Below are 21,032 nucleotides of genomic sequence, written 5' to 3' on the forward strand. Positions count from 1 at the left end.
TACGGTTTGGAGTCGGAATCGCACGTGGCGTCTGGCGTCGACGGCTTCGATCGACCGGGCGGAGATCAGAACGGACCCATACCGCCCATGCCGCCACCACCGCCACCGCCGCCTTGCTGTTGCATCTTTTGCATCATCCGTTGCATCTCCTGTTCGGAGCCCATTCCCTGGAACTGCTTGATCGTCTTTTCCATCATCTTGTACTGCTCTAACAGCTCCCGGACGCGCTCTTCGCTCGTGCCCGAACCGCGGGCGATGCGCTCGATCTGGCTCGCGCCGATCGCTTTCGGATACTCCTTTTCGGCTTCGGTCATCGAGTCCATGATGACGCTGAACGTCCGCAGTCGGTCCTGGGTGACGTCCATCGCGTCGTCGGGCAGCTGGTCTTTGATCCCGCCGCCGAAGCCGGGGATCATGTCCATCACCTGATCCAGTGGCCCCATGTTGTTCATCGCCTCCATCTGTTTTTGCATGTCGTTCAAGGTGAACTGGCCCTGAAGCATGTCCTCGGGATCCCAGTCTTCCTCTTCGATCTCCGTCTGCTGCATGGCGCGTTCGACGCGCTCGGCGAGCTGGCCGAGATCGCCCATGCCGAGCAGCCGCGAGATGAAGCCCTCGGGCTCGAAGCGTTCGACGTCCTCGACCTCCTCGCCGGTGCCGAGGAAGGCGATCGAGGAATCGGTCTGGTCGACGGCGGTCAGTGCGCCACCACCTTTCGCGGTCCCGTCGAGCTTGGTGATGGCGACGCCGTCGATGCCGACGGACTCGTCGAACTGCTTTGCCTGGTCTTTCGCGCCCTGGCCGATGGCAGCGTCGAGTACCAGGAGTGAGGTGTCGGGGTCGACGACCGACTCGATCTCTTCGATCTCCTCGATCAGCTCGTCCTCTAAGGCGTGGCGACCGGCCGTGTCCACGATGTGGACGTCGGCCTCGCTTGTCTCCGCGAGGCCGTCGCGAGCGATCTCGACGGGATCGTCGGCGTCGGGATCGCCGTAGAAGTCGACCTCCGCCCGTTCGCACATCTGTTTGGCCTGGTCGTACGCGCCCGGGCGGAAGGTGTCCGTCTGGATCACGGCAGGCCGGAGCCCTTTCGTCGAAAACCACCACGCCATCTTCGCGGACGTGGTCGTCTTCCCCGACCCCTGCAGCCCTGCGAGCAGGATCGTCTGTTCCTCGAGTGGCAGTTCGGTCGACTTGCCGATGAGGTCGACCAGCTCCTCATAGACGATGTGCAAGACGAAATCGCGCGCCGGCGTCCCCGCCGGGGGCTCTTCCTCGAGGGCGCGTTCTTTGATCGAGTCCGACAGCTCCATCACGAGCGAGACGTCGACGTCGGCCTGCAACAGCGACCGTTGAATCTCCTTGACGACCTCCTCGACGTCCTCCTCCGAAATGCGGGACTTCCCGCGGAGTTTGTCGAGGGTGCCGCGGAGAGAACTTCCGAGATCGTCGAGTACCATTTGACGGAGATAGGAGGCGACGGCGTTAAAGGCTTTTTCTCCACGCTGTCAGCAGATATTTCGGCTCGCGGACCTAGCCACCGCGTATGGGCACCGATTCGCGTGACGACGTCGAACGCGATCCGGACGGTTCGATTACCGTCACCGAGGAGGACTCGATCACGGTCACCGACGAAGGCGGCTTCTACGTCGCGAAAGACGAGGAGACCGGCGTCTCGAGCCAGGGCGAGACCAGAGCCGACGCCATCGAACGGCTCGAGCGGGCGCTCGAGGTCTACGTGGAATCGATCGATGAAGACGGTGACGACTGGCTGTAAATGAAAGTCAATTACGACCGCTAGCGAAGACGGCCGTTCGATGCCGAATTGACGCGATGGCGAAACTACATTAGGTTATTTTCTACGTATTTCGGAATTAGAAATGGTTATAGTGCTGGGCGAGAGTAATCAGTATCGTATGACTCACAGCGGCGATCACGACGGCGGCTATGCGAGCCGTCGTGCGGTTCTCACCGCAGTCGGGAGCGCCACAGGCGTCTGCGTCGCCGGCTGTCTCGGGGGTAACACCGACACGGTGAGCGTGCTGTCGGCCGGGAGTCTCGCACAGACGTTCGAGGACCACGTCGGCCCGGCGTTCGAGGACGAGACGGGGATCGCCGTCCACGGCGAGTACTACGGAGCGAACGCGGTGATGCGGATGGTCGAGGATCGAACCAAACACCCCGACGTGATCGTAAGCGCCGACGCAACCCTCCTTCGCGATCGACTCTACGGCGAGTTCACCGACTGGGACGTCGAGTTCGCGGCAAACAGCGTCGGCATCGGCTACAACGACGAGACGTCGTTCGGACGGGGCCTCGAGGACGGCGAGCCGTGGTACGACCTCGCGAGAGCGACTGAGGAAGGCGACCTCGCGATCGGCGATCCCGACCTCGATCCGCTCGGTTACCGTGCGGTTCAGGCGTTCGAACTCGCCGAACGCGAACACGACCTCGAGGGATTCCGCGACGAGCTGCTCGAGCTGGTCTACGAGGAGCCCGAAGAGCCCCAGATGATGGCCGGCGTCGAGAGCGGCTCCCGTGCCGGTGCGGTCGTCTATCGGAACATGGCGGTCGATCACGGCATGCCCTTCCACGAGTTTCCCGACGAGTACAACTTCGCCGACCCCGAGCTAGCCGACCACTACGCGACCGTCGAGTACACCACCGACGAGGAGGGATACACGGCCGAGGGACGGCCGGTGCTGTACAACGCGACGGTCCACGAGACGGCCGACGCCCCGGAGGCGGGCCGCCAGCTCGTCGAATTTCTCGCGGACAACCCCGGCCTGCTCGAGGACGCCGGACTGACCGTCGGCGACGCGCTCCCGCGGCCGACTGGAGACGTCCCGGAGGCGATCGACGTATGAGTCTCGCCAGGTCGACGTCCACACGTGAGTCGAGTCGGCTGCCGGAACTGCTCGTCCCGGTCGTCCTCGGCGGACTCATCCTCGTCTACTTCGCACTCCCATTTGTCGCCTTCCTCGCCCGAACCGGGACGGCGGATCTCCTCGCCGGACTCTCCTCGCCGGAGGCCCAGGTGGCGATTCGTAACTCGTTGCTCACCGCGCCTGTCTCGACGGCGATCGCGACCGTCTTCGGCGTTCCGCTGGCGTACGTCCTCGCTCGCAGCACCTTCGTCGGGAAACGGCTCGTCGAGGCGCTGGTCGTCCTGCCGCTTATCGTGCCACCCGTCGTCGGCGGGGCGATGATCCTCACGGCTGTCGGCCGGTTCACCCCGATCGGCTCGGCCGCGGCTGCCGTCGGCATCTCGCTCACCGACAGCCTGCTCGGCGTCATCCTCGCCCAGACGTTCGTCTCCGCCCCGTTCGTCGTCATCACCGCTCGAGCGGGCTTTGGGGCCGTCGACGAACGGTTAGAGCAGGCCTCCAGGTCGCTGGGCTACGGGCCGCTCGCGACGTTCTGGAACGTCTCAGTGCCGCTTTCTCGCGGTGCGATCCTCGCGGGGATCGTCCTCACCTTCGCCCGGGCGATCGGAGAGTTCGGCGCGACGATGATGGTCGCGTACAACCCGCGAACGATGCCCACCCGAATCTGGGTCGATTTCATCGCCGGCGGCATCGACGCGATCGTCCCGCTCGCGCTCGCGTTGCTCGCTATCACGCTACTCGTCCTCGCGGCCGTCCAGCGGTTCGGTCGGGTGCCGACGGTGATCGACCGATGATCCTCGAACTCGAGGAACTCACCCACCGCTACGGGACCGAGTCGGCCCTCGAGGACGTCTCCTTCGGTCTCGAGGCCGGCGAACTCGTCGCCGTGCTCGGTCCGAGCGGCTGTGGGAAGACGACGCTCGTCCAGGCGATTGCCGGCCACGTCTCTCCGACCGCGGGCCGGATACGGCTTCGCGGCGAGGACGTCACCGACGCTCCGCCCGAAGCGCGCCACGTCGGGCTGGTCTTCCAGGAATCGACGCTGTATCCACACATGACCGTCGGCGAGAACGTCGCGTACGGACTCGCAGCACGCGACGTCGAACCTGGCCGGCGAGACGAGATCGTGACCGACTACCTCGAGCTCGTCGATCTCTCCGAACAGCGCGAGGCCTACCCCGGGGAGCTAAGCGGTGGCCAGCGACGCCGCGTCGAACTCGCGCGGGCACTCGCGCCACAGCCGGACCTGCTGTTGCTCGACGAGCCGCTGTCGGCGCTCGACCGGACGCTTCGCGAACGGTTGCGAGGGGAGGTCGCACGCATCCAGCGCGAGACCGGCGTCACGACGCTGTTCGTCACCCACGACCAGGAGGAGGCGATGGCGCTCGCCGATCGCCTCGTCGTGATGAACGACGGCAGCGTCTCCGCGGTGGGCACGCCGCGGTCGCTCTATGAGTCTCCGCCGACCCCGTTCGTGGCGTCGTTTCTCGGCCGGTCGAACGCACTCTCGGCGACCGTCGTCGGTTGCGACCCACTCACCGTCGCGGTGGACACGCAGGAGCTACGACTCGAGGGCGTCGACGCCGACGTCTCGGAAGCCGACCCCGTCACGTGTCACGTCCGACCGGACGACCTCTCGCTTTCCCCGCCAGAGGCCGCCGATCCGGATACCTCGGTGCCGGCCGAGGTCGTCCGCGTTGCCGACGTCGGTCGCCGGTACGAGGCGACCATCCGGCTCGAGACCGGCGAACAGCTCGTCGTCGAACGGACCACGAACCCGCCGAACACTGGCGACGAGGTCGCCGTCGAGGTTCCCGCACAGAGCGTAACGGTGTTCTGTGCCAACGACGGCGACCGCGTCGTCTCCCCTGCCTCGACGAAGCCGTGATCCCGTTCTCGTTCGCCCGAACACACTTGTCTCTCCCGTGTGATGACTCGAGCATGAGTCGACTGGTCGAACACGACGCCCAGGGACCGCGAAAACTGACCGAAGACGACATCGATCCGGAGAAAGGCGACGTCGCGATCTGTCAGTGCGGGCTCGCCGACTCCTATCCGTTCTGTGACGGCAGCCACCGACGGACCGAAGACGAAGACGCCGACGCCGTCTACGACTACGACGTCGACGACGCCGACCGTCGCCCCGTCGCGGAGATCGTCCACGCCGACGAGGAGTGACTCACGAGCGGTCCGGACCCGCCGCCGACGGGACTATGTGACTCGCCCACGAAACCCCGGCCAGAGACGGATGGCCGACAAACGGCGACTCGGGCGATTCCTCCGGTCGAAACTCGAGGAGGCGGGCGAACAGTACGAGGAGCTGCGCCGCTCGACCGACGAACAACTCGAGGAGGCCAGAGAGGCCTACCAGGTGGCAAAACGCGCACGGCAGTTGCCGACCGACGAGGAGGGACGAGCGAAGATCGTCTGTCGCCGCCACGCCGAACGGCGTGCGGCCCAGCTGGACGAGCAGTACCGGCCGGCGTGTTACGAGGCGGACCATCCGGACTGCGAGGGCTGCGTCGAGGACGTTCACGAGGGCCGGATCGAGACGTGGTGAGCGGTCGAACCGACCGCCGGCGGCCGTGGCCGAACAATCATATAGTTCGCCTCCGGAGGGGAGATAAGAGCGTACCGAAGATGACGAGACACTACGATCACGAGGAAGTCCAGGAGTTCTGGCAGTACGTCTGGGATCGAGACGACGTCTACGCCCTCCCCGAGGACGCCGAGGACCCGACGTACGTGCTCGGAATGTTTCCGTACACGTCCGGCGACGTCCACATGGGCCACGTCAGAAACTACGCGATCACGGACGCCTACGCCCGCTACCGGCGAATGCGCGGTGACGACGTACTCCACCCGATGGGGTGGGACGCGTTCGGACTGCCCGCAGAAAACGCCGCCCTCGAGCGGTACACGGATCCCGAGTCGTGGACTCAAGTGTGTATCTCCCGGATGCGCGAACAGCTCGAGGAACTCGGTTTCGGCTACGACTGGTCCCGCGAGATCACCACCTGCGAACCCGACTACTACCGCTGGAACCAGTGGCTGTTCACCCGCTTCTACGAGAACGACCTCGTCGAGTACGAGGCGGCGATGGTCAACTGGTGTCCCGACTGTGAGACGGTACTCGCCGACGCCCAGGTCGAGACCGACGGCGACAGCCGTCGCTGCTGGCGGTGTGAGACGTCCGTCCAGCGACGCGAACTCGACCAGTGGTTCTTCACGATCACCGACTACGCCGAGGAGCTGTACGCGGGGTTAGACGACCTCGAGAGCTGGCCCGACGGCGTCTGTGAGATCCAGCGTAACTGGATCGGGCGCCAGGAGGGCGCCGAGGTCACCTTTTCGACCCCTGCAGGCGACGTCGAGGTGTTCACCACGCGCCCGGAGACGGTCTACGGCGCGACCTTCCTCGCGCTCTCGCCCAGTCACGACCTCGTCGAGGAACTCGCTGACGGCGAGGACGACCTCGCGGTAGCCGTCGACGACCTCCGGGAGGGCCAACCCGGCGAGGCCGGCTACGACGGCGTCGACACCGGCGTCCGGGCGACCCATCCCCTGACCGACGAGAAGCTGCCGGTCTACGTCGCCCCCTACGTCTTAGAGGACGTCGGCACCGGCGCGGTGATGGGCGTTCCGGCACACAACGAACGCGACCACGCCTTCGCACGAGAGCAGGGCCTTCCGATCGAGGCGGTGATCGAACCCGACGACGGCGAGATGTCCTGCCCCGAGGAGCCCTACACCGGCGAGGGCACGCTCCGGGAAAGCGACGACTACGACGGCCTCGAGAGCGCCGTCGCCGCTGACCGCCTGTGCGAGGAGGTCGACGCGATCGAACCTGCGACGACGTATCGCTTGCGGGACTGGCTCATCTCCCGGCAACGATACTGGGGGACGCCGATCCCGATCGTCCACTGCGAGGCGTGTGGTCACGTCCCTGTTCCCGACGACCAGTTGCCGGTCGAACTCCCCGAGTTCGTCCACACGACGGGCAACCCGCTCGCAGCACAGGAGTCGTTCGTCGAGACGACCTGTCCCGACTGTGGCGGACCGGCCGAACGCGAGACCGACACGATGGACACCTTCGTCGACTCCTCGTGGTACTTCCTGCGCTATCTCTCGCCCGACCTCGCCGAGGCACCGTTCGACGCCGAGGTCGCCGAGGAGACCCTCCCCGTCGACGTCTACGTCGGCGGCGAGGAACACGCCACCTTACACCTGCTGTACGTGCGCTTTTTCACGAAGGCGCTTGCGGATCTCGGCCTGCTCGAGGTTCGCGAACCGATCGAACGGCTCGTCAGCCAGGGAACGGTGCTGTACGACGGCGAGAAGATGTCTGCCTCGAAAGGCAACGTCGTCGCCCCCCAGGAGTACGGCGCGGAGACGACGCGGCTGTTCGTCCTCTCGGCTGCCCATCCCGAACAGGACTTCGAGTGGACGGCGAACGACGTCCGTGGCGTCTACGACCTCCAGCAGACGCTGTACGGGATGGTGGCCGAGTTCGTCGAGGGACCGCTCGGTCGAGACGAACGAACGCGCCGGGACGAGCACCTCGAGCGGGAGATCGATCGAACGATCGCCGCCGTCGAGACGGAGTACGATCGATTCCGGTTCCACCGGGCCATCACCGAGATCCAGGAGCTGGCCCGGCTGTTACGCCGCTACCGGGAGTACGGCCGGCCACACGACGACGTCTACCGCCGGGGGCTGTTGACCGTCGCAGCCGTACTCTCGCCTGCGGCACCACATCTCGCCGAGGAGCTCTGGAACCGCCTCGGCGGCGACGGACTCGTCGTCCAGGCCGACTGGCCGGAGCCCACCGGCGACGTGTCGACGTACAGACTCGAGCGACGCCTCGTCGAACGAACCCGCGAGGACGTCCGGGACATCGTCGGCGTCGCGGACATCGACGATCCCGAACGGATCGAGCTGGTTGTCGCCCCGGCCTGGCAGCATCGCGTCCACGAACTCGTCCGCGAGGCCGACGCCGACGCCGCCGCCGTCGTCGAACGGGTTCGTGGCGACGACGCGATCGATCGCGAGGCCGAAGCCGCCGCGTACGCCGCCGACCTCGCCGAACGGGCGACGGTCGATCCGGTGCTGTCGTGTGAGCGCGAACTGTCCGTTCTCGAGCGTGCCGGCTGGCTCCTCGAAGACGAGTTCGACGCGACGGTGACCGTTCGCAAAGCGACCGAAGACGACGCACTGTCGGCGAAAGCCAGTCCGGGCAAGCCAGCGATACACATCGGCAACGAGACAGGACACGATATGTGATCGAACCGGCAAAGACAAGTTCTTCCACTCCTCCTTGACGGATAGACCACATGATGAAAGAGGGGAACAACGGAGTCGAACAATCCCAGCACATGACTCCGAGCCAGGCCGTCGTCGAGGCCGTCGCCGACGCCGAGAGCGTTCCACCCGAATCGCTGTGCCCGCCGGAGTACGACCCGTTACACAGCGTGATCGATCCGCAGGCGCTCGACGCCCTTTTCGAACCCAGGGCGGACGGGACGCCGCGGTCGTCGGGTCGCGTCTCGTTCACGTTCTGTGGCTACGACGTCACCGTCGACTCCGACGGAACGGTCACACTCGAGTGAGCCGATCGTCGGAAATCACAGGGACGATAGAAACGACGATCCAAACCGAATCGAACCACCGTGACTGTCGCCGAAGAACGGATCGAGCGCCTCGAGGACCTCGCTCGAGCGGCTGCCACTGACTGTCACGAACAGCGGGCACGATACTACGTTCGACTGGCCCGCCGGATCGCGGAACGGAATCGGCTGTCGCTGCCGAAGCGGTTCAAGCGATTCACGTGTGATGAGTGCGACCGGTACCTCCGACCCGGAAAGAACGCCCGCGTCAGACTCGGAGACGGCCACGTCGTCGTCACGTGTGACTGTGGCTCCCAGGCCCGGTATCCGTACGACGACGGCTAGCGACTGCGGACTCCGGCGGTCGCTGTGACGTTTCGATTCGCGAAGATTGAAACCGCTCGCGGACTTCTCACCTCGCATGGACGATCAAGAACTAAGACGGCGCGCACACGATCTCGACGTGACCGTCTGGGTCGGCAAAAGCGGTCTCGAGGCGGTCGTCGACGAACTCGACGACCAGCTTACAGACCGAGAACTCGTGAAGGTGAAGTTCCTCAGAGCCGCGAGAGCGGGGAGTTCGACGGACGAGAAGGCGGCCGAGCTGGCAGACCGGGTGGACGCGGACCTCGTCGACGTCCGGGGCCACACCGCAGTGTTGTACCGATGAGTGCTCCGGTTCTCGAGACGGAACTCGGTCCGGTCGGATCTGCCCTCGAGGACGCCGGTCTCGACGCGACGGTCGCGAACACACTCGAGGGAGTGGTCCTCTTCATCGCCGCGTTCGTCGTCGTCTACGGCCTCGGGCGGACGGTCGTGTTACCTGTTCTCAGCCGGACGTTCGACCGACGCGACCTCGACGAACACGCCCAGAAACCGCTGTTGTTGATCGGCCGATTCGGTGTCGTCTTCGTCGCCGTCGCTGTCGCCTTCGGGTTTGCAGATTACGGTAACTTCCTCGTCTCGATGGCCGGCATCGCCGCAGCCGGGGCGTTGGCGGTTGGGCTGGCGATGCAAAACGTCATCGCGAACTTCGTCGCGGGCGTCTTCATCTACACCGACAAACCGTTTCGGATCGGCGACTGGATCGAGTGGGACGGCGGCGAGTACGCTGGCGTCGTCGAGGACATCAGTCTCCGTGTCACACGGGTCCGGACCTTCGACAACGAGTTGCTCACCGTTCCGAACGGCGACCTCACCGGCGGCGTCATCAAAAACCCCGTCGACGGGGAGAAACTGCGCCTGAAGTTCGTCTTCGGCATCGGCTACGGCGACGACATCGAGCGGGCAAGCGAGATCATCGTCGAGGAGGCAGAACGGCACCCGGAGATCATGGACGAGCCCGCCCCGAGCGTGCGACTCACCGAACTCGGCGACTCCGACGTCGGTCTGCAGTCGCGGTTCTGGATTCCCCAGCCGTCCCGCGCCGACGTCGTTCGGATCAGAGGCGAGTACGTCACGAGCGTGAAAGAGCGGTTCGACGAGGAAGGGGTCGACATCCCCTATCCCGTTCGTACGCTCGAGGGTAGTCTCGATCTGCGCGACGCCGAACGGATCGCCTCGATGGCGGAGTGAGACCGCCACCGAACGCGATCGAGGACAGCCTGCCGCGCTCGATCGTTGCGACCAGAAGAAAAGCCCAATTAGCTGGAGCTCCGGGTATCGTACATGGGACTTGGCAGTACTGCAAAGAAGATCCAGGCGCTGTCGGATCACGCCGAGCAGATGTACAAGCAGGTACAGGAACTCCAGGGTCGGATCACCCGCCTCGAGGAAGAAGTCGACGAGACCCACGAGACGGTGACGACCCTCGATCACGAGCTGGCCGAACAGCGGGCGTTACTCGTCGCGATGGCCGAAGAGCAAGGGCTCGACGCCGAGGCGATTCTCGCGGAGGCGGCGATCGAGGAAGCAGAAGACGACGACGCAGCCGACGCCGACGACGAGGCGACCGTCGAGGACGCACCAGCCGCAGAGTCCGGCGAGTAATACTGTCGGTCATACCGACGTGAACACGGCTGGTGACAGCACGGCCAGACACACGTTCAACGGCCGGATCACCCGGACACCAGCTCACCGGTCCATGACCGACAGTATAAGGCACGACCGACCAGATCGATACACATCGATCGTGACACGATCGCGCGTTCGCTGACTGTTGTCCGGCCACGTCGACCGTAGCGACTCGAAACCAGTGGCGACACAAGAGCTAACAGCTGGGGCAACATTTGCCAGCACGATGACGACCCACGAGCGACCGTTGGACTCCGTCCTCGAGACCGTCGGCGAGACGCCCCTCGTCCGGATACACGACGCCCCCGAGGACGTTCCCGTCTACGCGAAACTCGAGTCGTTCAACCCCGGTGCCAGCGTCAAGGATCGCATCGGCGTCTACATGCTCGAGCGGCTACTCGAACGGGGCGACCTCGAGCCCGGCGGGACGGTCATCGAGCCGACGGCGGGAAACACGGGTATCGGGCTGGCGATCGCGGCCGGCCAGCTCGGTCTGAATGCGGTTTTCGTCGTCCCGGAGAAGTTCAGCGTCGAGAAACAACAGCTGATGGCCGCACTGGGTGCAGAAGTGATCAACACGCCGACCGAGGACGGCATGGGCGGTGCGATTTCCCGCGCTCACGACCTCGCCGAGGAGTTCGACGACGCGGTCGTTCCCCAGCAGTTCTCGAATCCGCTGAACGCCGACGCTCACTACGAGACGACCGCACCCGAGGTCTATGAGGCGCTCGAGGGCGAGGTCGGCGCGATCGTCGTCGGCTGTGGGACCGCGGGCACGCTCGTGGGGATGGCGCGCTACGCGTTCGAGCGCGAACCCGCCACCTACGTCGCCGCCGTCGAACCCGAAGGGTCGCTGTTCGGCGAGTTTCTCGGCGAAGACTGCGAGGAAGGCGAGTACAAGATCGAGGGGATCGGCACCCACGAGCCGTCGACCAACGACCTGTTCGAACCCGAGCTGGTCGACGACGTGTACGCGATCGGCGATCGGGAGACCCACAAGGAGCTGACCCGGCTCGCACGCGAGGAGGGCCACCTGGTCGCCTCGAGTGCCGCCGCGGCGAGCGTCGCCGCCAAACGGGTCGCTCGTCGGATCGACGCAGGCGAGCTCGCAGTTCCCCACGAGACGGTCGTGACCGTATTTCCCGACTCGAGCGAGCGATACCTCTCGAAGGGGATCTATCGGTCGTTCGAGGAGTGGACAGGATGACCGTCTCAGCTGATGCCGGCCGTCCGAACGTCCGGCTCTACACCGTCGCCCTCCGAAACCTCGATGAGACCGTCGAACAGCTGTTTGAGCGTGTTCATCGTCTCGTCGTCGTGGGCCGTCGAGTCGATCACGTAGATTCCGAGTGCGTCGGCGCTTTGGACCCGTCCGGTGAAGACGTGCAGGAACCGAAAGACGGTCTTGAGATCGGTGTACATAAGCAGCGTCGAGATCGAGTGCAACAGGATCCGGTTTCTGGACAGTCCGCGGCTCTCGTAGAACTCCTGGAGGAACTCCGAGACGCCGATCCCGACTCCGGTCATGTCGACCGGAGAGGAGGCGTACTTGATCCGGGGATCGGCCTCGGTCGTCTCCACGCCTCGCTGTCTCGAGACGCAGTCGACGATCCCGACGTCGACGTCTGCGATCGTGGTGTCGGGGCCGAGACGGCCGTCGAACGTCGAGAGGACCTTATCCGCGCTGTCTTTCGTAGTGACGACGATCGATCCCTCCCCTCGCGTGGCCCCACTGGCGAGTACGTCCAGTCCGAGGTTGCGTTTTCCCGTCAACGGCTCGCCGGTAAGGAGCACGTTCGTCCCGGGATCGAGATCGGCGGTCGGGACCACCGTGGCGAGATCATACATAGCAGACGTTCACATCCATCGTCGACTCTATCCCCCTGTACACGTCGGCGTCTGCTATGACAATGCGGGAATCGGCTTATAGAACTTATGATTGGACACGATGGCGGTCCGCTCGACGCTCGGTTCGAGGCGCTCTCGCGGGCGGATCGTCGTCCGAGCGGGCGTAGATATTTCACCGCGACGGCAGTAGTCGTTCGGCATGCCGATTCGTGACTCCGTACCGTCGGTGCCGTCCGATCTCGAGATTGCCCGCTCGATCGACCTCACACCGATCGAAGACGTCGCCACGACGCTTGGACTCTCGAGCGACGACCTCGAACGCTACGGCGACCACAAGGCGAAACTCACGAGCGAGGCGGTCGACGACGCCCTCGCAAGCGAGGCCGACGGCACGCTCGTGTTCCTGACGGCGATGACGGCGACGCCCGCAGGTGCGGGCAAGACGGTCACCGGCGTCGGCCTCGGACAGGCGCTCGAGCGACTCGGCGAGCGCGTCGTCGTGGCGATCCGGGAACCGTCCCAGGGGCCAGTCTTCGGCATCAAAGGCGGCGCAGCCGGCGGCGGCTACTCGCAGGTTCTCCCGATGGAGGAGATCAACCTGCATTTCACCGGCGACATCCACGCCGTGACCGCCGCTCACAACCTGATCGCGGCGACGCTCGACGCCCACGTTCACCACGGAAACGACCTCGGGATCGACGTCCGCAACGTCGACTGGAAGCGTGCGCTGGACGTCAACGACCGCGCGCTTCGGGAGACCGTGGTCGGACTTGGCGGCTCGAGCAACGGCGTCCCTCGCGAGGACGGCTTCCTGATCACCGCCGCCTCGGAGGTGATGGCCGTACTCTGTCTGGCGAGCGATCTGCCGGACCTCAAACGCCGAATCGGCCGGATCGTCGTCGCCGCAGACAGCGAAGGCGAGCCGGTCACCGTCGACGACCTCGCGGTCACCGACGCGGTCGCGACCCTGCTTTCCGACGCGCTCCGGCCCAACCTCGTCGGCACCGTCGAGGGGACGCCCGCGTTCGTCCACGGCGGCCCGTTCGCGAACATCGCCCACGGCACCAACACGCTCGTCGCCGACCGCGTCGGTCTCGCACTTGCGGACTACGTCGTCACCGAGGGCGGGTTCGCCGCCGATCTCGGCTTCGAGAAGTTCGCCAACGTCGTCGCCCGCGAGGGCGTCGTCCCCGACGTCGCCGTCCTCGTGGCCACGGTCCGGGGGCTGAAACACCACGGGCTCGAGCTGTGGCCGATAGAGGAGGAGCGACTCGCCGCGGAGGACGTCGACGCCGTCCGGGCTGGCTTCGAGAACCTCGCTCACCACGCCGGCGTGCTCGAGCGCTTCGGCGTCCCCTACGTCGTCGCGATCAACCGCTTCGCCGACGACACCGTCGCCGAACTCGAGGCCGTCCTCGAGGCCTGCGAGGAGCGGGGGATGCCGGTCGCCGTCTCGGCGGTCCACGCCCGCGGCGGCGAGGGCGGGATCGAACTCGCCGAGATCGTTCGCGAGCTGGCCGGGACCGGCTCGTTTTCACCGCTGTACGACCTCGAGGAGTCACTGGAGACGAAACTCGAGACCGTCGCCCGCGAGGTCTACGGCGCTGCAGACGTCGCGTTCACCGACGACGCCCGCGCCGACCTCGAGCGACTCGAGCGCGACGGCTTCGGGGAACTCCCGGTCTGTGTCTCGAAGACCCAGCACTCCCTGACCGACGACCCCGCGAAGAAGGGTGCACCCGAGGACTGGACGCTGACGGTCCGGGAACTGTATCCTTCCGCGGGAGCGGGCTTCGTCGTTGCACTCACCGGCGACGTGCTTACCATGCCCGGCCTGCCGGCCGACCCTGCAGCCGAAGCGATCGAACTCGAGGACGACGGCACCGTCCACGGCCTATTCTAGCTGTCCGTTGAGCACCTTCGCGGCCGTGAGGATCGGGTCCCAGACGGGGCTAAACGGTGGCGCGTACGCGAGATCGAGATTCTCGAGTTCCGAGACCGTCAGTTCCGCGTGCAAGGCCGTCGCGACGGTGTCGATTCGCTTGACACCCTCCTGCCCGACGAGACTCGCTCCGAGAACGCGCTCGCTCTCGCGGTCGGCCACGAGCGTCACGGTGAGTTCGCTCGCGCCAGGGTAGTAGTTGGCTCGTGACGCGGCGTCGATCGTGACCGAGACGGGGTCGAAGCCGGCCTCTCTGGCTTCGTCCTCGTCGACGATACCCGTCCGCGATGCCCCGAGTTCGAACGCCTTCACGATCGCCGTACCGGCGATGTCGCCGGTCTCGGTCGGTGAGCCGGCCACCGTCTGGCCGATCGCCCGACCCGCGCGATTCGCCGTCAGTCCGAGCGGGACGTGGGCGGGCTCGCCGGTGACGACGTGGCGCTCCTCGGCGCAGTCACCGGCGGCGTAGACGTTCTCGTCGTTCGTCCGGCCGTACTCGTCGGTCGCGATGGCTCCGGTCTCGCCGATCTCGATGCCTGCGTCTTCGGCCAGCGAGACGTTCGGCGCGACGCCGACGCCGACGATCACGACGTCCGCCGGGACGGACTCCTCGTCCTCGAGTTCGACCGCCTCGACCCGCCCGTCGCCGGTAAAGCCCTCGACGGCCGTCTCGAGGTGGAGGGAGACGCCCTGCTCGCGGAGGTGGTTCTCGACGACGCCGGCGGCCGTCTCGCCGAAGGGCGCGAGGATGGTGGGCAACATCTCGAACATCGAGACCTCGAGGCCACGTCCGGCCAGTGCCTCGGCCATCTCGACGCCGACGTAGCCGCCGCCGACGATCGCCGCCCGTTCGAGATCGTCGCTCACGTCGTCCTCGATCGCGTCCGCCGCGTCCATGTCGTGGATCGTGAACACGCCCTCGAGGTCGATGCCGTCAAACGGCGGCTCGATCGCCCGCGCGCCGGTCCCGATCAGCAGGTGATCGTAGGACTGTTCGAACCGCTCGCCGTCTCTCTCGACTGTGACCGTCTCGGCGTCGGGGTCGACCTCGACGACCTCGTGGCCCGTCCGGAGATCGATGTCGCGTTCCTCGCGAAACGTTTCGGGCGTCACGCTGACGAGGTCCTCGAGGTCCTCGATCTCGCCTTTGACGTAGTAGGGCATCCCGCAGGCGGCGTAGGAGACCCACTCGCCGCGCTCGAAGACGGTCACATCGAGTCCCGGTTCGTCCCGTTTCGCCTTGCTCGCCGCGCTCATCCCCGCTGCGTCGCCACCGACGATCACGAACCGTTCGTCCATGCAGCCGTGTAGACGCTCTCGTTTCTAAAGCGTTCCTCAGCCGTCACAACGACGTACAATATATCGAACGCGTCTGGCCAAGGCCAAATCAGGCATTTTACATGACCGGCTACGTAATAGGGGGAGAGCAACGTCGACGCCGACGGTGTCAACGACGGGTGATATACGAACGTAACGCTAGCCGATACTGGCGACGAGTCCGCCCAGCAGACGGCTAGACGAGCAGCTGGATGTCCGACTCGGCCATGTGCTGGATCGCGGTGGCCGCGCCGACACCGGTGGTGACGCCGTCGTAGAAGTCGTCTTCGTCGTAATCCATCAGCTCGATCGTCATCTGACAGGCCTGCAGATCGACGCCCTGATCCAGCGAGAGCTCGATCAGCTCCTCGATAGTGGCGGTCTCGTTGTCGGCGATCTTCTTTCGCATCATCTTGGTGGCCATCGCGTCCATGCCGGGCAGGGCCGCCACGGCGTTTGGCACCGGCATGTTCGGGTTGCCGACGGCGCTGAGTTTGAGCTCTCTGGCCTTTTCCTCGTGGAGGATGTCGAGTCCCCAGAACGTGTGGAAGACGACGACGTCCCAGCCGAAGGCGGCGGCCGTACTCCCGAGGATAAGCGGCGGGTACGCCATGTCGAGTGTCCCCTGCGTGGCGACGATCGTCATCTTCTTCCCGCCGTCGGCCGTCTCGAGGTCGGCCAGCGACGACTCGAGCTCGTCGACGCGTTCACGAAGCGCCTGGAAGTCGGCGGCGTCGACCGCGGGATCGGCGTCGTCGGCCGGTGTGGGGTTGTCCGTACTCATCTCAGTCAGTCTTCTGTACGTAGTGTTTGTAGACGCCGTCGCCCTCGACCTGCTCGAGGAGATCGACGCCGTCGGTGCCCGCTGCCCAGCCGTCGATGTCGCTCATGCTCCCCGAATCCGTCGCCACCACCTCGAGGACGTCACCCTCTGCTAGGTCGTCGATCGCCTGTTTCGTCTTGACGACCGGCATCGGGCAGGACTGTCCTTTCACGTCGAGTGTCTCCGTAACGTCGTATTCCGTGCTCATGATTATTTGTATTGGGTATGATGTACAATACCACTGCGTTGGATAAAAACGTACCGGTCACACTGGTAACCACGCCGTGTTACGCCCGTTCGTTGTGCTGGACGGGACGTTCCAAGTATTGCCTACTGTCGGGAACCGGCCACCTAACCGGACGATGGGTCCGGGTAGCGACCACATACAAATGTAGGTGAGTGTGACAGTCGGGTTCGTGGTCACGTCGTCCGAGAACGGTTCGACGGATCGACCACGGTCGGTACCCATGCTCGATCAACCGCTTACAGCTAGAATCCCCACTGCGATCGCCCTCGGAGTACTCGTCTGTGGTCTCGTTACCGCAGTCGCCGTCGCAGGCGTCGTCCTCGCCGGTCCACCGCCTACTGACGATTCCACGACCGTCGGCACCCACTCGTCCGACGCCAGCGTTGTCTTCCAGACCGAACGCGAAGACCAGTCCGAGGAACCGATCGAACCCGAGTACGTCGAACCGGTGCCCGAAGAAGACGACCCCTACTACGAAGCGGCCGCACGCGACGGCAGCTGGGTCAGTTACGTCAACCCCCGTGACGAGTACCGGGATCCGTATCTCGGCGACGGCTCCGGGAAGCTCTGTGTCACGCTGCTCAACGAAGACGGCGACGTGATCGTCGGCGAGAGCGTGCCCAACACGACCGTTACGGTACCGACCGGCGACTCGCTCGCCTGGCATACCTCGGCCGATCCCTTCACCGTCGAGTATCCGCTCACGGACCACCACGTCCGCCCGCTCGATGCCGACCAGTTCGGGACTACCCCGGATCTACCACAGGGTGACGGCTACATGGACAGTCATTGCATCGAGTGGCACGGTCTCCCCGAGGACGAAACCGTCTCCTACGGCGAGGTCGAGATCGACGGCGAGTACGAGGAGTACATCGACGTCGTCGGCTACCACCAGCAGGCACACGATTCCTGGGACAGCGACGTCGATCCGATCGAGGACGCCGTCTCCTACGAGGAGGCAGGTGGTGGCTGGACGTACCGAACCGACGGCTCGCACGGCCAGGCGGTCGTCGTCCTCCAGCTCGATCCGCCGACCGACGCCTCCGACGACGCCGGGACGGACGATGACGCAGGCGACGACGACACAGCTGACGGAGAAGACGACGAACGTGCCGACCACGACGTCGCCACAGGCACCGCGAGCACCGACGATACGTCCCCGGACGCAGGCGACGACGAGGTTCCCGGGCTTGGCGTTCTCGCTGCGCTCGTTGCACTCGCCGTCGCTCTCGTTTGCGCGCGTCGCTGATCCTCGATTGGAGAGCGAAGCTAGAACAGATCCTCGAGATCGTCGTTCGCAAACGCCGCAGCAGGGTCTGCCTCCGACGTCTGCTCCTCTTCGGTCTGTGCCTTTCGTGCTCGCTCCAGAAACGACTCGAGTCGCTCGGAGCGTTCGGCACCGCCGAGCAAGACCAGGGCGGCGAGACGGTCACTCTCGAGTGGGAAGTCACCGCCTCGGACCTGCATGCTCTCGGTTTCGTCCTCGAGCCAGCGACGGGCGCGTTCGACGCCCTTGCGGGGAATCCGGTCGGGGTCGCCGATAACGACGAGCAGTGCCGCCTCGGCGTCGGTCGCGTCGGGAAGGCTGGTGCCGGTCAGAAGCGCCTGCCTGGCGACGGTCACGACGGTGTGGACGTTCTCCGCGCTGTCTTCGGCGGCGAGTTCGCTCGCGTAGCCGAGCGCGGAGACGCCGCCGTTGCGAAGCGTGTTGATGACCTCGCTCGAGTCGACGACGCTCTCGGCCGCGATGGCACCGCGATCGCTCGAGCCACGTCCGGTCAGTCCGCCACCCCCGCGGTCGAAGACCTCGCCCGAGGCAAACAGGAGGCCGACGCGTCTGGCGATCCGGTCGTTGATCGTCTCGAAGGCACCCTCGATGCTCTCGCCTTGTTCGTGCCAGGCGTCGTTGTCGATCAGCAGCGTCGAGTCGGCCTCCCGGACGAGGGTCTTCAGCGAGCGACCGGCGTTGGCCTGGTACAGCGACCCCTCGTTGCGGCCGGGGAGGATCCCGAGCGCGTAGACGGGGACGTCGTAGATGCGCTCGAGCGTCGAGGCGAGTACCGGTGCGCCGCCGGAGCCCGTCCCGCCGCCGAGTCCGGCGACGATCCAGATCGCTTCCGTCCGCGAGGACATCTGTCGGTCGAACGCGTCGACGACGCTGTCGACGTCGGCGTCCATCACCTCGGCTCCGAGCTCGTTGTCGCCACCGACGCCGTGGCCGTTGACGCGATCCTGTCCGACGAGGAGGGTCTCAGCGACCGACAGCGACTGGAGGTCGGCCGTCGCGGAGTTCACTGCGAGGGCACCCTGCACCGCGTCGAATCCCCGTTCCGCGTCGAACCTGGCGAGCCGTTCGGTGATCTTCCCACCCGCCTGGCCGACGCCGACGAGAGATACTTTCATACGGATACCCGGACTCCGAACCAGTTGAACGTTGCGACTGTCAGCCGAAAATCACGATCCGACGTCCCGGGATTTATCCGGGAAGGCACGGCGAGTCGCCCCGTGGACTCGTCTCCCGACACCGACTCGAGCGAACCACGACCCCGAAAACGCCTGTCGCCGTCGGCCGACGATCGACGACGATGGTAACCCCTATCAGGTAACCAGCCGTTTGCCCGGACATGTTCTACGAACAGCGCCTGTCGGCTCCGGAAACGCCGACAGCGTTGCAGACGGAGTATACGGAGAAGCTCGCGGCTATCCTCGAGGGGATCGACCTCGAGACCGCCGCTGCAGAGACCGGGATCGACCGGGACCGACTCGAGGCGCTGCTCGAGGACGAGTCACCCGACCTCGAGCTCGAGGAGGTCGCCGAGATACAGGCACTCGCAGACGGCGAGCCGGATGCGGAGACGATCGTCGAGATGGCGTGTGACAACCTCCTGCTCGGGATGACCACCGCGGTGCTCGACGTCGAGGCGGTCGCGGCCGACCTCGAGCTCGATCTCGATCCGAAGGAGGTCCAACAGAAGATCGAACGCCGTGCACCGATGTCGTTCGAGGAGTTCGTTCACATTCAGCACGTGATCGCAAGCGCCACGCCGTGATACTGACGGCTGTGGCTGTGGCTGTGGCTGTGGCTGTGTTCCGGCGGGACCGCGAGACGGGTCGCGGTTGCACCAGTACCGACTCGCAGCCGTCGGTATGAGTCCGCAGCGACGTGCGATGCGAATCGTTCGGTAGCCTTTTCCCCACGGATAGCAACCTACCGGGTATGTTTGGAGGAGGCGGCGGCGGACTCAATCCGCGCAAGATGGAACAGATGATGCAACAGATGGGCATCGACGTCGACGAACTCGACGCCGAGGAGGTCATCATCCGCACCGAGGACGCCGAACTCTACTTCGGCGATCCCGAGGTCACCAAGATGGACGCCCGCGGACAGGAGACCTACCAGGTCATCGGTTCGCCCGAGGAACGCGAACGCGGCGCAGGCGAGGCCGAGACGGACGCCGGCCCCGACATCCCCGACGACGACGTCGAGATCGTCGCCATGCGGGCGGACGTCGACGAGGAGACGGCACGCGAGGCGCTCGAGGCAAACGACGGCGACCTCGCGGCGGCCGTCGAAGCACTCGAGTAACGTGCAACGCGTCCTGCTCGTTCGCGAGGATCGCGAGCACCTCGTCGAACCCGGCGAGGAGTTCGGCACCGACCTCGGCGTCCTCGAGGTGCCCCCCGATCCCGAACCCGGCCAGACGCTCGAAACCCACCTGGGTGAGCAGTTCCGGGTGCGCCGACTGCGCGGTCCGGATCTCTTTCATCACTTCGAACGGACGGGTGCGCCGATGGTGCCCCGCGACGTCGGCCTCGTGATCGGCGAAACCGGCGTCGCGATGGGCGATCGGGTGCTCGACGCCGGCACCGGGACGGGCGTGCTCGCGGCGTCGATGGCCCGCGCCGGCGCCGACGTCACGACCTACGAACGCGACCCCGAGTTTGCGGCCGTCGCGCGCGAAAACATGACGCTTGCAGGCATCGACGACGCCGTCGAGGTCCGAACCGGCGACGTCACCGACGACCTCGAGACCCTTTCCGAACACGAGCCGTTCGACGTGGTGACGTTGGATACGGCCGACGCGCCCGATGTGGTCGCCCACACGCCGGGACTGCTCGTCGACGGCGGCTTTCTCGCGGTCTACAGCCCGTTCGTCGAGGACAGCCGCGAGGTCGTCGCAGCGGCCCGTGAGGCCGACCTGGTGGACGTTCGGACCCGCGAGACGATTCAACGCGAGATGGACTTCGACGATCGAGGCTCGCGGCCGTCGACGGCCCCCGTCGGTCACACGGGCTATCTGACGATCGCGCGCAACGAGTGAGTGCCCGGTCCGACGTGGGGATTTAG

General features: G+C 65.6%; 24 protein-coding genes. 18 read left to right on the plus strand and 6 right to left on the minus strand.

Annotated features, from left to right (window positions below; all coding sequences use genetic code 11):
- Positions 1-65: 65 nt before the first annotated feature.
- Positions 66-1,460: a signal recognition particle protein Srp54 gene (locus QQ977_RS11370; protein WP_285925870.1), complete on the minus strand. Its 1,395-nt coding sequence runs from the start codon at positions 1,458-1,460 to the stop codon at positions 66-68.
- A gap of 86 nt (positions 1,461-1,546) precedes the next feature.
- Between QQ977_RS11370 and QQ977_RS11375 the strand changes: the two genes are divergently transcribed.
- From QQ977_RS11375 to QQ977_RS11435, 13 genes are all read left to right on the plus strand, one after another.
- A complete protein-coding gene (locus tag QQ977_RS11375; protein ID WP_285925871.1) occupies positions 1,547-1,777 on the plus strand; it encodes a type II toxin-antitoxin system HicB family antitoxin in 231 nt (76 codons plus the stop codon).
- Between the two features lie 139 nt (positions 1,778-1,916).
- Entirely contained in the window at positions 1,917-2,867 is a 951-nt protein-coding gene (locus QQ977_RS11380) for an extracellular solute-binding protein (protein ID WP_285925872.1), read from the plus strand.
- Positions 2,864-3,682, plus strand: a complete 819-nt coding sequence (locus QQ977_RS11385) for an ABC transporter permease (protein ID WP_285925873.1) — start codon at positions 2,864-2,866, stop codon at positions 3,680-3,682. Before QQ977_RS11380 ends, QQ977_RS11385 begins: the two co-directional genes overlap by 4 nt.
- Complete coding sequence (locus tag QQ977_RS11390; protein ID WP_285925874.1) at positions 3,679-4,776, plus strand: ABC transporter ATP-binding protein; 1,098 nt, start codon at positions 3,679-3,681, stop codon at positions 4,774-4,776. The genes QQ977_RS11385 and QQ977_RS11390 overlap by 4 nt, the downstream gene beginning before the upstream one ends.
- Positions 4,777-4,829: 53 nt before the next feature.
- Positions 4,830-5,066, plus strand: a complete 237-nt coding sequence (locus QQ977_RS11395; protein WP_285925875.1) for a CDGSH iron-sulfur domain-containing protein — start codon at positions 4,830-4,832, stop codon at positions 5,064-5,066.
- 70 nt (positions 5,067-5,136) lie between these two features.
- Positions 5,137-5,448 (plus strand): DUF7091 family protein, encoded by a 312-nt coding sequence (locus QQ977_RS11400; RefSeq protein ID WP_285928703.1) that lies wholly within the window; start codon positions 5,137-5,139, stop codon positions 5,446-5,448.
- Positions 5,449-5,528: 80 nt separating this feature from the next.
- A complete protein-coding gene (gene leuS / locus QQ977_RS11405) occupies positions 5,529-8,171 on the plus strand; it encodes a leucine--tRNA ligase (protein ID WP_285925876.1) in 2,643 nt (880 codons plus the stop codon).
- Positions 8,172-8,224: 53 nt separating this feature from the next.
- Positions 8,225-8,497: a HalOD1 output domain-containing protein gene (locus QQ977_RS11410; RefSeq protein ID WP_285928704.1), complete on the plus strand. Its 273-nt coding sequence runs from the start codon at positions 8,225-8,227 to the stop codon at positions 8,495-8,497.
- Positions 8,498-8,557: 60 nt separating this feature from the next.
- Complete coding sequence (locus tag QQ977_RS11415; protein ID WP_285925877.1) at positions 8,558-8,839, plus strand: ribonuclease P protein component 4; 282 nt, start codon at positions 8,558-8,560, stop codon at positions 8,837-8,839.
- Positions 8,840-8,915: 76 nt separating this feature from the next.
- Complete coding sequence (locus tag QQ977_RS11420; RefSeq protein ID WP_285925878.1) at positions 8,916-9,164, plus strand: YhbY family RNA-binding protein; 249 nt, start codon at positions 8,916-8,918, stop codon at positions 9,162-9,164.
- Positions 9,161-10,069, plus strand: coding sequence for a mechanosensitive ion channel family protein (locus QQ977_RS11425; protein WP_285925879.1), 909 nt, complete (start codon positions 9,161-9,163; stop codon positions 10,067-10,069). Before QQ977_RS11420 ends, QQ977_RS11425 begins: the two co-directional genes overlap by 4 nt.
- A 93-nt stretch (positions 10,070-10,162) precedes the next feature.
- Positions 10,163-10,483, plus strand: a complete 321-nt coding sequence (locus QQ977_RS11430) for a DUF5798 family protein (protein WP_285925880.1) — start codon at positions 10,163-10,165, stop codon at positions 10,481-10,483.
- Between the two features lie 250 nt (positions 10,484-10,733).
- Complete coding sequence (locus tag QQ977_RS11435; protein ID WP_285925881.1) at positions 10,734-11,714, plus strand: PLP-dependent cysteine synthase family protein; 981 nt, start codon at positions 10,734-10,736, stop codon at positions 11,712-11,714.
- A 5-nt stretch (positions 11,715-11,719) separates the two neighbouring features.
- Here the strand turns inward: QQ977_RS11435 and QQ977_RS11440 are convergent, their stop codons facing one another.
- Positions 11,720-12,355, minus strand: coding sequence for an RAD55 family ATPase (locus QQ977_RS11440; protein ID WP_285925882.1), 636 nt, complete (start codon positions 12,353-12,355; stop codon positions 11,720-11,722).
- Positions 12,356-12,554: 199 nt separating this feature from the next.
- Between QQ977_RS11440 and QQ977_RS11445 the strand changes: the two genes are divergently transcribed.
- A complete protein-coding gene (locus QQ977_RS11445) occupies positions 12,555-14,258 on the plus strand; it encodes a formate--tetrahydrofolate ligase (RefSeq protein WP_285925883.1) in 1,704 nt (567 codons plus the stop codon).
- Here QQ977_RS11445 and QQ977_RS11450 read toward each other — a convergent pair.
- The 3 genes from QQ977_RS11450 to QQ977_RS11460 form a co-directional block, all read right to left on the minus strand.
- Positions 14,250-15,596, minus strand: coding sequence for an FAD-dependent oxidoreductase (locus QQ977_RS11450; RefSeq protein WP_285925884.1), 1,347 nt, complete (start codon positions 15,594-15,596; stop codon positions 14,250-14,252). The genes QQ977_RS11445 and QQ977_RS11450 overlap by 9 nt on opposite strands.
- 214 nt (positions 15,597-15,810) lie before the next feature.
- Positions 15,811-16,398, minus strand: coding sequence for a DsrE/DsrF/DrsH-like family protein (locus QQ977_RS11455; RefSeq protein WP_285925885.1), 588 nt, complete (start codon positions 16,396-16,398; stop codon positions 15,811-15,813).
- Position 16,399: 1 nt separating this feature from the next.
- Positions 16,400-16,645 (minus strand): sulfurtransferase TusA family protein, encoded by a 246-nt coding sequence (locus tag QQ977_RS11460; RefSeq protein ID WP_285925886.1) that lies wholly within the window; start codon positions 16,643-16,645, stop codon positions 16,400-16,402.
- Between the two features lie 259 nt (positions 16,646-16,904).
- Between QQ977_RS11460 and QQ977_RS11465 the strand changes: the two genes are divergently transcribed.
- Positions 16,905-17,933: a PGF-CTERM sorting domain-containing protein gene (locus QQ977_RS11465; RefSeq protein ID WP_285925887.1), complete on the plus strand. Its 1,029-nt coding sequence runs from the start codon at positions 16,905-16,907 to the stop codon at positions 17,931-17,933.
- Between the two features lie 20 nt (positions 17,934-17,953).
- On the opposite strand, the gene QQ977_RS11470 is transcribed toward QQ977_RS11465, so the two are convergent.
- Positions 17,954-19,087 (minus strand): tubulin/FtsZ family protein, encoded by a 1,134-nt coding sequence (locus QQ977_RS11470; protein ID WP_285925888.1) that lies wholly within the window; start codon positions 19,085-19,087, stop codon positions 17,954-17,956.
- 221 nt (positions 19,088-19,308) lie between these two features.
- Here QQ977_RS11470 and QQ977_RS11475 point away from each other — a divergent pair, with 221 nt between their 5' ends.
- The 3 genes from QQ977_RS11475 (at position 19,309) to QQ977_RS11485 (ending at position 21,006) form a co-directional block, all read left to right on the plus strand.
- Complete coding sequence (locus QQ977_RS11475; RefSeq protein ID WP_285925889.1) at positions 19,309-19,734, plus strand: DUF5791 family protein; 426 nt, start codon at positions 19,309-19,311, stop codon at positions 19,732-19,734.
- Positions 19,735-19,901: 167 nt separating this feature from the next.
- Positions 19,902-20,270 (plus strand): nascent polypeptide-associated complex protein, encoded by a 369-nt coding sequence (locus QQ977_RS11480; protein ID WP_285925890.1) that lies wholly within the window; start codon positions 19,902-19,904, stop codon positions 20,268-20,270.
- A 1-nt stretch (position 20,271) separates the two neighbouring features.
- Positions 20,272-21,006, plus strand: a complete 735-nt coding sequence (locus QQ977_RS11485) for a methyltransferase domain-containing protein (RefSeq protein ID WP_285925891.1) — start codon at positions 20,272-20,274, stop codon at positions 21,004-21,006.
- Positions 21,007-21,032: the final 26 nt, after the last annotated feature.

This window comes from Natrialbaceae archaeon AArc-T1-2 (assembly GCF_030273315.1).
Taxonomy (GTDB): Archaea; Halobacteriota; Halobacteria; order Halobacteriales; family Natrialbaceae; genus Tc-Br11-E2g1.